The sequence below is a fragment of the Streptomyces sp. RerS4 genome (genome assembly GCF_023515955.1).
GTDB lineage: Bacteria > Actinomycetota > Actinomycetes > Streptomycetales > Streptomycetaceae > Streptomyces.
Genome location: NZ_CP097322.1, coordinates 2,085,446 through 2,099,963, shown reverse-complemented (window position 1 = coordinate 2,099,963; position 14,518 = coordinate 2,085,446). Strand labels below are relative to the sequence as shown.

General features: G+C 71.1%; 13 protein-coding genes. All 13 read left to right on the top strand.

All coding sequences use genetic code 11. The features are described 5' to 3' along the window. Positions 1-1,695, top strand: a complete 1,695-nt coding sequence (locus M4D82_RS09635) for a UDP-N-acetylmuramoyl-L-alanyl-D-glutamate--2,6-diaminopimelate ligase (RefSeq protein ID WP_249765639.1) — start codon at positions 1-3, stop codon at positions 1,693-1,695. After that, a complete protein-coding gene (locus M4D82_RS09630; RefSeq protein WP_249765638.1) occupies positions 1,692-3,116 on the top strand; it encodes a UDP-N-acetylmuramoyl-tripeptide--D-alanyl-D-alanine ligase in 1,425 nt (474 codons plus the stop codon). The genes M4D82_RS09635 and M4D82_RS09630 overlap by 4 nt, the downstream gene beginning before the upstream one ends. Continuing rightward, positions 3,113-4,183, top strand: coding sequence for a phospho-N-acetylmuramoyl-pentapeptide-transferase (gene mraY / locus M4D82_RS09625; RefSeq protein WP_249765637.1), 1,071 nt, complete (start codon positions 3,113-3,115; stop codon positions 4,181-4,183). Before M4D82_RS09630 ends, mraY begins: the two co-directional genes overlap by 4 nt. After that, positions 4,165-5,613 carry a UDP-N-acetylmuramoyl-L-alanine--D-glutamate ligase gene (gene murD / locus M4D82_RS09620; RefSeq protein ID WP_249765636.1) on the top strand — a complete coding sequence of 483 codons (1,449 nt, stop codon included), beginning with the start codon at positions 4,165-4,167 and terminating at the stop codon, positions 5,611-5,613. Before mraY ends, murD begins: the two co-directional genes overlap by 19 nt. Positions 5,614-5,680: 67 nt before the next feature. Further along, the gene (ftsW, locus tag M4D82_RS09615; protein ID WP_249765635.1) at positions 5,681-7,042 is read left to right on the top strand and encodes a putative lipid II flippase FtsW; all 1,362 of its coding nucleotides are present in this window, start codon (positions 5,681-5,683) and stop codon (positions 7,040-7,042) included. Positions 7,043-7,048: 6 nt separating this feature from the next. Continuing rightward, a complete protein-coding gene (gene murG / locus M4D82_RS09610; protein ID WP_249765634.1) occupies positions 7,049-8,143 on the top strand; it encodes an undecaprenyldiphospho-muramoylpentapeptide beta-N-acetylglucosaminyltransferase in 1,095 nt (364 codons plus the stop codon). A gap of 22 nt (positions 8,144-8,165) precedes the next feature. Then, positions 8,166-9,005, top strand: coding sequence for a cell division protein FtsQ/DivIB (locus M4D82_RS09605; RefSeq protein WP_502988895.1), 840 nt, complete (start codon positions 8,166-8,168; stop codon positions 9,003-9,005). A 279-nt stretch (positions 9,006-9,284) separates the two neighbouring features. Further along, positions 9,285-10,487, top strand: coding sequence for a cell division protein FtsZ (ftsZ, locus tag M4D82_RS09600; protein WP_249765633.1), 1,203 nt, complete (start codon positions 9,285-9,287; stop codon positions 10,485-10,487). After that, complete coding sequence (gene pgeF / locus M4D82_RS09595; protein WP_249765632.1) at positions 10,484-11,218, top strand: peptidoglycan editing factor PgeF; 735 nt, start codon at positions 10,484-10,486, stop codon at positions 11,216-11,218. The genes ftsZ and pgeF overlap by 4 nt, the downstream gene beginning before the upstream one ends. A gap of 3 nt (positions 11,219-11,221) precedes the next feature. Further along, positions 11,222-11,941, top strand: coding sequence for a YggS family pyridoxal phosphate-dependent enzyme (locus M4D82_RS09590; RefSeq protein ID WP_249765631.1), 720 nt, complete (start codon positions 11,222-11,224; stop codon positions 11,939-11,941). A 166-nt stretch (positions 11,942-12,107) separates the two neighbouring features. Continuing rightward, entirely contained in the window at positions 12,108-12,725 is a 618-nt protein-coding gene (locus tag M4D82_RS09585) for a cell division protein SepF (protein WP_249765630.1), read from the top strand. A gap of 60 nt (positions 12,726-12,785) precedes the next feature. Continuing rightward, positions 12,786-13,082, top strand: coding sequence for a YggT family protein (locus tag M4D82_RS09580; protein WP_249765629.1), 297 nt, complete (start codon positions 12,786-12,788; stop codon positions 13,080-13,082). Between the two features lie 82 nt (positions 13,083-13,164). Further along, complete coding sequence (locus M4D82_RS09575) at positions 13,165-14,406, top strand: DivIVA domain-containing protein (protein WP_249765628.1); 1,242 nt, start codon at positions 13,165-13,167, stop codon at positions 14,404-14,406. Positions 14,407-14,518 lie beyond the last annotated feature (112 nt).

The window sequence follows — 14,518 nt, the reverse complement described above, 5'->3', positions numbered from 1 at the left end:
GTGACAACCATCACCCCGAAACCCGGGAACCGATCCGCCGAGGACGCCCCCGCCGGGGCCTCGCTTCGCGAGCGGCCCACCACGCCCGGTACGCTCACCGCCGTGCCCCACGCTGATCAGCCCAGAACCGCCCCGAAAGACGCCCCGGCAGCGCCGCCGGGAGCGCCCCGGCCCGTGACCGCCCGCCCGACCCCCCTGGGCGAGCTGGCCGCACTGCTGGGCCTGCCCGACGCGGCCGACGTCCGGATCACCGGCATCACGCACGATTCACGTGCCGTACGCCCCGGAGACCTCTACGCGGCCCTGCCCGGCGCCCGCCTGCACGGCGCGGACTTCGCCGCGCAGGCGGCCTCCCTCGGCGCCGCCGCCGTGCTGACCGATCCGACGGGCGCCGAACGCGCCGCCGCGACCGGCCTGCCGGTGCTCACCGTCGCCGACCCGCGCGGCCGGATGGGAGAGCTCGCCGCCGAGATCTACGGCCGACCCGGCGAGGGGTTGCTCCAGCTCGGCATCACCGGGACCTCCGGCAAGACCACCACCGCCTACCTCGTCGAGGGCGGGCTGCGCGCGGCGGGCCGCACCACCGGACTCGTCGGCACCGTCGAGATGCGCATCGGCGACGAGCGCATCAAGTCCGAGCGCACCACGCCCGAGGCCACCGACCTCCAGGCCCTGTTCGCCGTCATGCGCGAACGCGGCATCGAGGCCGTCGCCATGGAGGTCTCCAGCCACGCGCTGGCGCTCGGTCGCGTCGACGGCTGCGTCTTCGACGTCGCCGTCTTCAACAACCTGAGCCCGGAACACATGGAGTTCCACTCCGACATGGAGGACTACTTCCAGGCCAAGGCGCAGCTCTTCACCGCGCGCCGCGCCCGCCTGGGCGTGGTCAACTTCGACGACGAGTACGGCCGCCGCCTCGCCAAGGAGGCGACGATCCCGGTCGTCACCTTCTCCGCCGCCGGCGACCCGGCCGCCGACTGGCGGGCCGAGGACGTCGTCAGCGGCCACATGGACTCCACGCTGACCCTGGTCGGCCCGCAGGGGCAGCGTGTACGGGCCACCGCCCCGCTGCCCGGCCCGTTCAACGTCGCCAACACCGTCGCCGCGATCGTCACGCTCGCCGTCGCCGGCATCGACCCGCAGACCGCCGCCGACGGCGTCGCCGCGGTCCCCGGGGTTCCCGGCCGGCTGGAGCGGGTCGACGCGGGACAGCCGTACCTCGCCGTCGTGGACTACGCCCACAAGACCGACGCCGTCGAGTCGGTGCTACGCGCCCTGCGCGAGGTCACCACCGGCCGACTGCACATCGTCCTGGGCTGCGGCGGCGACCGCGACACGACCAAGCGCGCCCCCATGGGCGCCGCGGCCGCCCGCTTCGCCGACACCGCCGTTCTGACCTCCGACAACCCGCGCTCCGAGGACCCCCTCGCGATCCTCGCCGCGATGTTCGAAGGCGCCGTCTCCGTGCCGCCCGCCGAGCGGGGCACCGTCCTCGTGGACGCCGACCGGGCCGCGGCCATCGCCGCCGCCGTCGCGCGCGCCGAGGCCGGGGACACCGTCCTCGTCGCCGGCAAGGGCCACGAGCAGGGCCAGGACACCGGGGGCGTCGTACGCCCCTTCGACGACCGTGCCGTACTGCGCGAGGCCATCGAGAACCGGCAGCGCGGCGCCCGACAGGCCGAGGTGGCCCAGTGATCGCCCTTACCCTCGCCGAGATCGCCGACATCACCGGCGGGCGGCCCCACGACATACCGGATCCCTCGGTGCGGATCGTCGGACCGGTGGTCATCGACTCCCGCCAGGTGGAGCCCGGCAGCCTCTTCGTCGCCTTCGAGGGCGAACACGTCGACGGCCACGACTACGCCGAGCGCGCCGTCGCCGCCGGCGCGGCGGCCGTCCTCGCGGCCCGCCCCGTGGGCGTCCCGGCGATCGTCGTCGCCGACGTCGAGAAGGCCCTGGGAGCCCTCGCCCGCGCCGTGGTCGAACGCCTCGGCACCGACGTGGTCGCCCTGACCGGCTCCGCCGGCAAGACCTCCACCAAGGACCTGATCGCGCAGGTGCTCCAGCACCACGCGCCCACCGTGTGGACGCCCGGCTCGCTCAACAACGAGATCGGCCTGCCGCTGACCGCCCTCAAGGCCACCGCCGAAACCCGGCACCTGGTCCTGGAGATGGGCGCGCGGGGCATCGGCCACATCGCCTACCTGACCGGCCTCACCCCGCCGCGCATCGGCCTCGTCCTGAACGTCGGCACCGCCCACATCGGCGAGTTCGGCGGCCGCGAGGCCATCGCGCAGGCCAAGGGGGAGCTGGTCGAGGCCCTGCCGACCGAGGCCGAGGGCGGCGTCGCCGTCCTCAACGCCGACGACCTGCTCGTGCGGGCCATGTCCGCCCGCACGAAGGCCCGTACGGTCCTCTTCGGCGAGGCCGAGGACGCCGACGTCCGGGCCACCGAGGTGCGGCTGACGCCTGCGGGACAGCCCGCCTTTACACTCCACACACCGACCGGGTGCGGCGTTGTGACCTTGCGGCTGTACGGTGAGCACCACGTGTCGAACGCGCTCGCCGCGGCGGCCGTCGCCCACGTCCTGGGCATGTCCGCCGAGGAGATCGCCAGCGCGCTCTCCGGAGCGGGCACGCTGTCCCGGTGGCGGATGGAGGTCACCGAACGGGCGGACGGCGTCACGATCGTCAACGACGCCTACAACGCGAACCCGGAGTCCATGCGGGCCGCCCTGCGCGCACTCGCCGCGATGGGCGGCGCCGCGCAGGCGAAGGGGGGACGTACGTGGGCGGTGCTCGGCCCCATGGCCGAGCTCGGTGACGCGTCGCTGGCAGAGCACGACGCGGTGGGACGGCTTGCCGTCCGGCTCAACGTGAGCAAGCTCGTCGCAGTCGGGGGCAGGGAAGCGTCCTGGCTGCAACTGGGCGCCTACAACGAGGGTTCGTGGGGTGAGGAGTCGGTGCTCGTGTCCGACGCGCAGGCGGCGGTCGACCTGTTGCGCAGTGAACTGCGCCCGGGGGACGTCGTGCTGGTGAAGGCTTCCAGGTCGATCGGCCTGGAACGGGTCGCGCAGGCGCTGCTCGACAGCGAGGGCGAGGTCGCCGGCCGATGAGGCAGATCCTGTTCGCGGGTGTCATCGGTATGTTCCTCACCGTCATCGGCACCCCGCTTCTGATCAAGCTGCTGGCCCGCAAGGGCTACGGCCAGTTCATCCGCGACGACGGCCCCCGCGGCCACGCCGGGAAGAAGGGCACGCCCACCATGGGCGGCATCTCCTTCATCCTGGCGACGCTCATCGCGTACGCCCTGACGAAGGTCATCACCGGCGAAGAGCCGAGCTTCTCGGGCCTGCTCGTCCTGTTCCTGATGGCCGGCATGGGCCTCGTCGGGTACCTGGACGACTACATCAAGATCGTCAAGCGGCGTTCGCTGGGTCTGCGGGCCAAGGCGAAGATGTCCGGCCAGCTGATCGTCGGCATCGCCTTCGCCGTGCTGGCCCTGCAGTTCAAGGACTCGCGCGGACTGACCCCGGCCTCCGACAAGCTGTCGTTCGTCACGGACTTCGGCTGGTCGCTCGGCCCGGTCCTGTTCGTGGTCTGGGCGCTGTTCATGATCCTGGCCATGTCCAACGGCGTGAACCTCACCGACGGTCTGGACGGTCTCGCGACCGGCGCCGCCGTGATGGTCTTCGGCGCCTACACCTTCATCGGTGTCTGGCAGTTCCAGGAGTCCTGCGCCAACGCGGTCGACCTCACCAACCCGAACGCCTGCTTCGAGGTGCGCGACCCGCTCGACCTCGCGGTCGTCGCCTCCGCCCTCATGGGCGCCTGCTTCGGCTTCCTGTGGTGGAACACCTCGCCCGCCAAGATCTTCATGGGTGACACCGGCTCGCTCGCCCTCGGCGGCGCGCTCGCGGGCCTGGCCATCTGCTCCCGCACGGAGTTCCTGATGGCGCTCCTCGGCGGCCTCTTCGTGCTCATCACGATGTCGGTCGTCATCCAGGTCGGCTCCTTCAAGATGACCGGCAAGCGCGTCTTCCGGATGGCGCCACTCCAGCACCACTTCGAACTCAAGGGCTGGTCCGAGGTCCTCGTCGTGGTCCGCTTCTGGATCATCCAGGGCATGTGCGTGATCGTCGGCCTCGGTCTCTTCTACGCGGGATGGGCAGCAGACAAGTGACCTCCTGGCAGGACAGGAACATCACCGTCGCCGGCCTCGGCGTGAGCGGCATCAGCGCCGCCCGCGCCCTGGCCGGCCTCGGCGCGCGGGTGACCGTCGTCGACAACGGGGACGGCGACGCGCTGCGCGCGCGGGCCGCCGAACTCGCCGGGCAGGGCATCGCGGTGCGCCTCGGCCGACTCGACGACGGGCGGAAGGCGGGCGAGGTCCTGCCCGAGGGCACGGACCTCGTGGTCACCTCGCCGGGCTGGAAGCCCGACAGCCCCCTGTTCGAGGCCGCCGCCGCGGCCGGCGTGGACGTCGTGGGCGACGTCGAGATCGCCTGGCTGCTGCGCGGCGAGGACGCCGCCCCGTGGCTCGCCATCACCGGCACCAACGGCAAGACCACCACCACGCAGATGCTCGCGTCGATCCTGCGCGCCGCCGGTCTGAAGACCGCCGCCGTCGGCAACATCGGCACCCCGATCATCGACGTGGTGACCGGCGGGGAGAAGTACGACGTGCTCGCCGTCGAACTCTCCAGCTACCAGCTGCACTGGGCGCCCTCGGTGCGCGCCCACTCGGCGGCCGTCCTCAACCTGGCCCCGGACCACCTCGACTGGCACGGCTCCATGGAGGCGTACGCCGCCGACAAGGGCCGCGTCTACGAGGGCAACACGGTCGCCTGCGTCTACAACGTCGCCGACAAGGCCACCGAGGACCTGGTGGTCGAGGCCGACGTCGAAGAGGGCTGCCGCGCCATCGGCTTCACCCTCGGCGCCCCCGGCCCCTCCATGCTCGGCGTGGTCGACGGGATCCTCGTGGACCGCGCCTTCGTGGAGAACCGGCAGAAGAACGCCCAGGAGCTGGCGCACGTCGAGGACGTCAACCCGCCCGCCCCGCACAACATCGCCAACGCCCTCGCCGCGGCGGCCCTGGCCCGCGCCTTCGGCGTCGAGCCGCGCGCCGTCCGAGACGGGCTGCGCGACTTCCGCCCCGACGCGCACCGCGTCGCGCACGTGGACGTGGTCGGCGGGGTCACGTACGTCGACGACTCCAAGGCCACCAACACGCACGCCGCGGAGGCCTCCCTCGCCGCCTTCGGACCGGTCGTCTGGATCGCCGGCGGCCTCGCCAAGGGCGCCACCTTCGACGAGCTGGTCCGCAAGTCCGCCAAGCGGCTGCGCGGGGTCGTGCTGATGGGCGCCGACCGGGCGCTGATCGCCGAGGCGCTGGCGCGACACGCGCCGGAGGTCCCGGTCGTCGACCTCGAACGGACCGACACTGGGGCGATGCTCGCGGCGGTCCGGGAAGCGGCCCGGCTCGCGGAGCCCGGCGACACGGTCCTGCTGGCACCCGCGTGTGCCTCGATGGACATGTTCGCGAACTACAACGAGCGTGGGGACGCGTTCGCCGACGCGGTGCGCGAACTGGCCGCCGAGAGCGCCTAGGTCGATCCAGGGGGTTCCCTCCCCGACCCGGCTGCTCGCCTCGCACGAGTGGAGGGGAAGATCACAGATGCCGGCCAAGCAGGTGCTGCCGGGCAGGCGGCCGTCCGCGGTGCGACCGCGGGGCCGCCCGCGCCCGCCCGCCCCGGGGAAGCGTCCCGTACGGGGCGGGCCGCTGGAGCGGTTGCGGCGTACGCAGCGGCAGGTGCGCCGGGCCTGGGACCGCCCCCTCACCGCGTATTACCTGATTCTCGGCAGCTCGTTGCTCATCACCGTGCTCGGCCTGGTGATGGTCTACTCGGCGTCCATGATCAAGGCGCTCCAGCTGGGCCTCGGGGACGCGTACTTCTTCAAGAAGCAGTTCGTGGCCGCCCTCATCGGCGGCGTCCTGCTGTTCGCGGCCTCCCGCATGCCGGTCAAACTCCACCGGGCGCTGTCCTACCCGGTCCTCGCGGGCACGCTGTTCCTGATGGTGCTGGTCCAGGTCCCCGGGATAGGGGTCTCGATCAACGGCAACCAGAATTGGATCTCCCTTGGCGGTCCGTTCATGCTCCAGCCCAGCGAGTTCGGCAAACTGGCCCTGATCCTGTGGGGTGCCGACCTGCTGGCCCGCAAGGGCGACAAGGGCCTGCTGAGCCAGTGGAAGCACCTGCTGGTGCCGCTGGTCCCGGTGGCCTTCCTGCTGCTCGGCCTGATCATGCTCGGCGGGGACATGGGCACCGCGATGATCCTCGGGGCCGTCCTCTTCGGGCTGTTGTGGCTCGCGGGCGCGCCGACGAGGATGTTCGTGGGCGTGTTGCTCTTCGCCGGTGTGATCGTCGCACTTCTGATCAAGACCAGCCCGCACCGCATGGATCGACTCGCCTGCCTCGGAGCGACAGAACCGGGCAAGAACGACCTTTGCTGGCAGGCCGTGCACGGGATCTACGCCCTCGCCTCCGGCGGATGGTTCGGATCCGGGCTGGGTGCCAGTATGGAAAAATGGGGGCAACTGCCCGAAGCGCACACAGACTTCATCTTCGCCATCACCGGTGAGGAACTGGGTCTGGCGGGGACGCTGTCGGTCCTCGCCCTGTTCGCGGCTCTAGGCTATGCGGGTATCCGCGTGGCCGGACGCACGGAGGACTCCTTCGTACGGTATGCCGCGGGAGGCGTGACCACCTGGATCACGGCCCAGGCCGTGATCAACATCGGTGCGGTCCTCGGTCTGCTGCCGATCGCAGGGGTTCCCCTCCCGCTGTTCTCCTACGGGGGGTCCGCCCTGCTGCCGACCATGTTCGCGGTCGGACTGCTCATCGCCTTCGCGCGGGAGGAGCCGGCGGCGCGAGCGGCGCTCGCGATGCGCCGACCGAGATCCGGTCGGCTGCGGAACGGGCCCATATGGAAGTCGATGAGACGGCGCGTCAAGAGGCGTCCGTCCGGAGAGCGGTGAATTTCGGTGCATGTCGTACTCGCCGGTGGGGGGACCGCCGGCCACATCGAGCCGGCGCTCGCCCTCGCGGACGCCCTGCGCAGGCAGGACCCGACCGTGGGCATCACCGCCCTCGGCACGGAACGAGGCCTTGAGACCCGCCTGGTACCGGAGCGCGGCTACGAGCTGGGGCTGATCCCCGCCGTGCCGCTGCCCCGCAAGCCCACGCCCGAGCTGATCACCGTCCCCGGACGCCTGCGCGGCACCATCAAGGCCGCCGAGGAGATCCTCGTACGCACCAAGGCCGACTGCGTCGTCGGCTTCGGCGGCTACGTGGCCCTGCCCGGCTACCTCGCCGCCAAGCGCCTCGGGGTGCCGATCATCGTCCACGAGGCCAACGCCCGGCCCGGACTGGCCAACAAGATCGGCTCCCGCTACGCGCACGCCGTAGCGGTGTCCACCCCGGACAGCAAGCTGCGCGGGGCCCGCTACGTCGGCATCCCGCTGCGCCGCTCGATCTCCACCCTCGACCGGGCCGCCGTGCGCCCCGAGGCCCGCGCCGCCTTCGGCCTCGACCCCAACCTGCCGACGCTGCTGGTCTCCGGCGGCTCGCAGGGCGCCCGCCGGCTCAACGAGACGATCCAGCAGGTCGCCCCGACCCTCCAGCGCTCCGGGATCCAGATCCTGCACGCCGTCGGCCCCAAGAACGAACTGCCGCGTGTCGACAACATGCCCGGGATGCCGCCGTACGTCCCGGTACCGTACGTGGACCGGATGGACCTCGCGTACGCCGCCGCCGACATGATGCTGTGCCGCGCGGGCGCGATGACCGTCGCCGAACTCTCCGCCGTCGGACTGCCGGCCGCCTACGTACCGCTGCCCATCGGCAACGGCGAACAGCGGCTCAACGCCCAGCCGGTGGTCAAGGCTGGCGGCGGCCTCCTCGTCGACGACGCGGAACTGACGCCCGAGTGGGTGCTCGGCCAGGTCATGCCGGTGCTGTCCGACCCGCACCGCCTGTACGAGATGTCCCGCGCGGCCTCCGAGTTCGGCCGCCGGGACGCCGACGAGCTGCTCGTCGGCCTGGTCCACGAGGCGATCGCGGCGAACAGGGCCCGCTAGAGCACAGACCCAGGAGGCACAGGTGGCCGGAGCGACGACGGCGAGGCGCGGCACGCCCGGCAACGCGGGCCGGGGGAACGGGGGTCCGGGTACCCCCAAGGCACCCAAACCCCCCAAGCCGGCCAAGCGCTCCGGCCCGCGGGGACCCGGCGGCGTCCGCTCGCGCCGGATCCTCGTCCTGGCCGTCCTGGCCGCCGCCGTGCTGCTCGCCGCCGGCGGCACCTGGGTGTTCTACGGTTCCTCCTGGCTCCGCGTCGAGAAGGTCACGACCTCCGGCACCGAGGTGCTCACCCCCGAGCAGATCCTCACCGCCGCGGCCGTGCCCGTCGGCGCACCCATGGTGGGCGTCGACACCGAGGAGATCGCGAGCCGGTTGCGGGGCCGACTGCCCCGCATCGATTCGGTCGATGTCGTGCGGTCCTGGCCGCACGGAATCGGGCTGAAAGTGACGGAACGCAAACCGGTCCTGCTCATCAGGAAGGACGCGGACTTCATCGAAGTGGACGCATCGGGTGTGCGATTCGACACGGTGGCGAAAGCACCGGCCGGCGTCCCCGTCCTCGAATTGAGCGCGGAGCACTCGCCGAGCGCCCGCCGCTTCGACGAGGCGCGGCTGCTGCGCGAGGCGGTCGGCATCGCCGGCGCCCTGCCCGAGGCCATCGCCAAGGAGACCTTGCAGGTCAAGGTGGGCTCGTACGATTCGGTCGTACTGGAGCTGACGAAGGGCCGCACGGTGGTGTGGGGGAGCGGTGAACTGGGAGACGCGAAGGGGCGGGCGTTGACCGCTTTGTTGAAAGCCGCGCCGGACGCCGACCACTTCGACGTGAGCGTCCCTACCGCCCCTGCGGTGTCCGGGAGTTGACGTCCGGTCCAACACCGACGCACCCTGGTTGGCCACCGATACGGGTGATCACATAGGGTGAAAAGAAAAACGGGAGGTTCGGCGTGTTCGTTGAACACGCGCTACTTGTCGACTTAGTGTCCTGTTCGGAAGAGTCCATGGAACAGACATACCCCTAACCCTAAACTTCAGGGTGAGGGTTCGGGTCGGCGCGTACGGACCGTCCCATTTTCGGCATCAGTCGTCGCAACGCAGGCCCGCGAGGCGGCGACACGTAACTCGAGGCGAGAGGCCTTCGACGTGGCAGCACCGCAGAACTACCTCGCAGTCATCAAGGTCATCGGTGTCGGCGGCGGTGGTGTCAATGCCATCAACCGAATGATCGAGGTCGGTCTCAAGGGCGTCGAGTTCATCGCCATCAACACGGACGCCCAGGCGCTGTTGATGAGCGACGCCGACGTCAAGCTCGACGTCGGCCGGGAACTGACCCGGGGCCTCGGCGCCGGAGCGAACCCGGCCGTCGGTCGCAAGGCGGCAGAGGACCACCGCGAGGAGATCGAGGAGGTCCTCAAGGGGGCCGACATGGTCTTCGTCACCGCCGGTGAGGGCGGTGGCACCGGTACCGGCGGCGCGCCCGTCGTCGCCAACATCGCGCGTTCGCTCGGCGCCCTGACGATCGGTGTGGTCACCCGGCCGTTCACCTTCGAGGGCCGCCGTCGCGCGAACCAGGCGGAGGACGGCATCGCCGAACTCCGCGAAGAGGTCGACACCCTCATCGTCATCCCCAACGACCGACTGCTGTCCATCTCGGACCGGCAGGTCTCGGTCCTCGACGCCTTCAAGTCGGCCGACCAGGTCCTGCTGTCGGGCGTCCAGGGCATCACCGACCTCATCACCACCCCGGGTCTGATCAACCTGGACTTCGCCGACGTCAAGTCCGTGATGTCCGAAGCCGGCTCGGCCCTGATGGGCATCGGCTCGGCCCGCGGCGACGACCGCGCGGTGGCCGCCGCCGAGATGGCCATCTCCTCCCCGCTGCTGGAGGCGTCCATCGACGGCGCCCGGGGCGTCCTGCTCTCCATCTCCGGCGGCTCGGACCTCGGTCTCTTCGAGATCAACGAGGCCGCGCAGCTGGTGAGCGAGGCCGCGCACCCCGAGGCGAACATCATCTTCGGCGCCGTCATCGACGACGCGCTGGGCGACGAGGTACGCGTCACCGTCATCGCCGCCGGCTTCGACGGCGGCCAGCCCCCGGCCCGCCGGGACAACGTCATCGGCGCCGCGTCCACCAAGCGCGAGGAGCCGGCCCCGGCTCCGGTGCGCGCCCCGGAGCCGGTCCGCCCGGCCTTCGGCGGACTCGGCACCGTCACCCCGCGCGAGGAGCCCCCGGCTCCCGCGGAGATCCCGGTCGAGACCGCGCCCCCCGCGCCGCAGGTCCCGACGGCCCGGCCGTACCAGGACAGCCCGGCCGAGGAACTGGACGTTCCGGACTTCTTGAAGTGACGCTGGACCAGCACAACGAGAACGGCGCCCACTTCGCCTTCACCGACCGGTGGGGCGGGGTGAGCGCCGTTCCGTACGAGGAACTCAATCTCGGCGGCGCGGTCGGAGACGACCCGGCCGCCGTTCGCGCGAACCGGGGGGCCGCGGCGCGGGAGCTGGGCATCGACCCGGCCCGCGTCGTGTGGATGAACCAGGTGCACGGGCGGGACGTGGCGGTGGTGGACGGCCCCTGGGCCGCCGACGCCGGGCCGATCCCCTCGGTGGACGCGGTGGTGACGGCCCGTCGGGGGCTCGCCCTCGCCGTGCTCACCGCGGACTGCACGCCGGTGCTGCTGGCCGACCCCGTCGCCGGGGTGGTCGGCGCCGCCCACGCGGGGCGGCCCGGACTGGTCGCCGGGGTCGTACCCGCCGCCGTCGAGGCGATGGTGGCGCTCGGGGCCGACCCCGCGCGGATGGTCGCCCGTACCGGACCGGCCGTCTGCGGGCGGTGCTACGAGGTGCCGGCCGAGATGCGCGAGGACGTCGCCGCAGTGGTACCGGCCGCCTGGGCGCAGACCAGCTGGGGGACGCCGGCCGTCGACGTGGTCGCCGGGGTGCACGCGCAGTTGGCGGAGGCGGGGGTGGTGGACCGTCACCGTTCCCCGGTCTGCACACTGGAGTCGCGGGACCACTACTCGTACCGCCGCGACCGGGTGACCGGGCGGCTTGCCGGATATGTCTGGTTGGGCTAGAGAATGACAGACCGTAAGTCGGAGCTCGCCGAGAACCTCGCGGCGGTGGAGGAGCGCATCTCCTCCGCCTGCGCCGCGGCGGGGCGGGGGCGGGAGGAGGTGACCCTCATCGTGGTCACCAAGACCTACCCGGCGAGTGACGTACGCCTGCTGGCGGACCTGGGTGTCCGTCATGTTGCGGAAAACCGCGACCAGGACGCCGCCCCCAAGGCCGCGGCCTGCGCGGATCTGCCGCTCAGCTGGCACTTCGTGGGTCAGTTGCAGACGAACAAAGTCCGTTCCGTGGCGGGATACGCGCAGGTCGTGCAGTCCGTCGACCGACCCAAGCTGGTGACGGCGCTGTCCGCGGCGGCCACCGCCCGGGGCCGGGAACTCGGGGTCCTCGTGCAGATCGCCCTCGACGCCGAGTCGGGCGAACGGGGCGAACGGGGCGGCGCGGCCCCCGACCTGCTGCCGGAGTTGGCGGACCTCGTGGCCGCCGCGCCGGGGCTGCGGATCGACGGCCTCATGACCGTGGCCCCGCTGTCGGGTCCCTACGCGGGACGCGAACAGGCCGCCTTCGAGCGGTTGATGGAATTGTCATCAGGCCTGCGCGCGGACCATCCTGCTGCCACGATGGTCTCGGCCGGAATGAGCGGGGACCTGGAACAGGCGGTGCGGGCGGGTGCGACACATGTACGCGTCGGCACTGCGGTACTCGGCGCGAGACCCCGGCTCGGGTAACGTCGCGAAGAAAGTCGGACCACAGCAGAAAATATGGTCATTTCCGCAGATGAGCGGACAGACCACGTGGATCGCAGGCAGTTGGTGACTTCGGTGACCCAGCGACTTCGCTGACGCGGCGACACCTGTGACAGGGCGATCCACCACAGAGCGGAGGACTCGGAGAATGGCCGGCGCGATGCGCAAGATGGCGGTCTACCTCGGCCTCGTGGAGGACGACCGGTACGACAACCCGGGGTACGACCCCGATGACGAGTTCGAGCCCGAGCCGGAGCCGGAGCGCCCCCGGGAGCGGGATCGTCGACAGCAGCCGGTGCATCAAGCGCCCGTAACGGACGAACCGGTACGAGTCGTACAGCCGCCGGCCCCGAGGGAACCCCTCCCTATTCCGTCAGAAAACGGACGTCCGGCGCGAATTGCCCCCGTGGCATCCATCACACCTGACCGCACCAACCTGGAGAAGAACGCCCCCGTGATCATGCCCAAGGTCGTCTCCGAGCGGGAGCCGTACCGCATCACGACACTGCACCCCCGGACCTACAACGAGGCCCGTACCATCGGGGAACACTTCCGTGAGGGCACTCCGGTGATCATGAATCTCACGGAGATGGACGACACCGACGCGAAGCGTCTGGTGGACTTCGCCGCAGGCCTCGTCTTCGGTCTGCACGGCAGCATTGAACGCGTGACACAGAAGGTGTTCCTGCTGTCGCCTGCTAACGTCGATGTCACGGCGGAGGACAAGGCCCGCATCGCGGAGGGCGGGTTCTTCAACCAAAGCTAGACCGATCCGTCAGATACGGGACCGGGAACAGAGCGGGAAACGGGGAGAGGGAAGCGCGGGATGGGCATCGCACTGCAAGTGGTCTACATCGTGCTGGTGTGCTTCCTGATCGTCCTGATCTTCCGACTGGTCATGGACTACGTGTTCCAGTTCGCCCGCTCATGGACACCCGGCAAGGCGATGGTGGTCGTTCTGGAGGCCACCTACACTGTCACCGATCCACCGCTCAAGCTTCTTCGGCGGTTCATCCCGCCGTTGCGTCTCGGGGGCGTGGCACTCGACCTGTCCTTCTTCGTTCTGATGATCATCGTTTACATCCTCATCAGTCTTGTGAGCACCGCTGCGAGAAGCGTGTGAACGATGTGCTTCCCCGCAGGCGCGGGGACAGTCCCGATACGGTCTTGCCGACTGCCGACGACTACGTAGAGGTGAAGAAGACATGCCGCTGACCCCCGAGGACGTGCGGAACAAGCAGTTCACGACCGTCCGCCTCCGAGAAGGCTATGACGAGGACGAGGTCGATGCCTTCCTCGACGAGGTCGAATCCGAGCTGACGCGTCTGCTGCGCGAGAACGAGGACCTGCGCGCGAAGCTGGCCGCCGCCACGCGCGCCGCCGCGCAGAACCAGCAGCAGCAGAACATGCGCAAGCCCGAACCCCAGGACCAGCGCGGCCCCGGCGCTCCCGTGCCCGCGGCCATATCCGGCCCGCCGCAGCAGCAGCAGCCGCAGATGGGACCGCCGCAGCTGCCGGGCGGCCAGCCCCAGCTGCCCGCCGGCCCCGGCGGACACGGACCGCAGGGTCCCGGCCCGATGGGCAACCCCATGCAGCAGCAGTCCATGGGTGGCCAGAACCCGATGGGCCAGCCGCAGATGGGCCAGCAGCCCATGGGTCAGCAGCCCATGGGTCAGCAGATGCAGCCCATGCAGCAGCAGTCCATGGGTGGCCAGAACCAGCTCGGCCAGCCGATGGGCCAGCAGATGCAGCCCATGGGTCAGCAGATGCAGCCGATGGGCCAGCCGATGCAGCCGATGGGCCAGCCGCAGCTCCCGCAGCAGGGCCCCGGTGGCGACAGCGCCGCCCGCGTCCTGTCGCTCGCGCAGCAGACCGCCGACCAGGCGATCGCGGAGGCCCGCTCCGAGGCCAACAAGATCGTCGGCGAGGCGCGCAGCCGCGCCGAGGGCCTGGAGCGGGACGCCCGCGCCAAGGCCGACGCGCTGGAGCGGGACGCGCAGGAGAAGCACCGCGTCGCGATGGGCTCGCTGGAGTCCGCCCGCGCCACGCTGGAGCGCAAGGTCGAGGACCTGCGGGGCTTCGAGCGTGAGTACCGTACGCGTCTGAAGTCCTACCTGGAGTCGCAGCTGCGCCAGCTGGAGACCCAGGCCGACGACTCGCTCGCCCCGCCGCGCACGCCGGCCGGTCCGGCGCTGCCGCCGTCGCCGTCTCCGTCGATGGCTCCGGCCGGGTCGATGGGGCACTCGATGGGTGGCCCGTCCATGGGCGGTCCGTCGCCGATGGGTGGCCCGTCGCCGATGGGTGGCGGTCCCTCGTACGGTGGCCAGCAGCAGATGTCGCCGGCGATGACGCAGCCGATGGCTCCGGTGAGGCCGGCCGCGCCGCAGCCGATGCAGCAGGCGCCGTCGCCGATGCGGGGCTTTCTGATCGACGAGGACGACAACTAAGCGGTAGCCGCTGACAGCAGTTCGGGCCGGGCCCGGTACCCCCCAGGGGGCACCGGGCCCGGCCCGTTTCCGTTTCCGGTTCCCCGGGGCTCCGCCCCAGACCCCGCGGCTC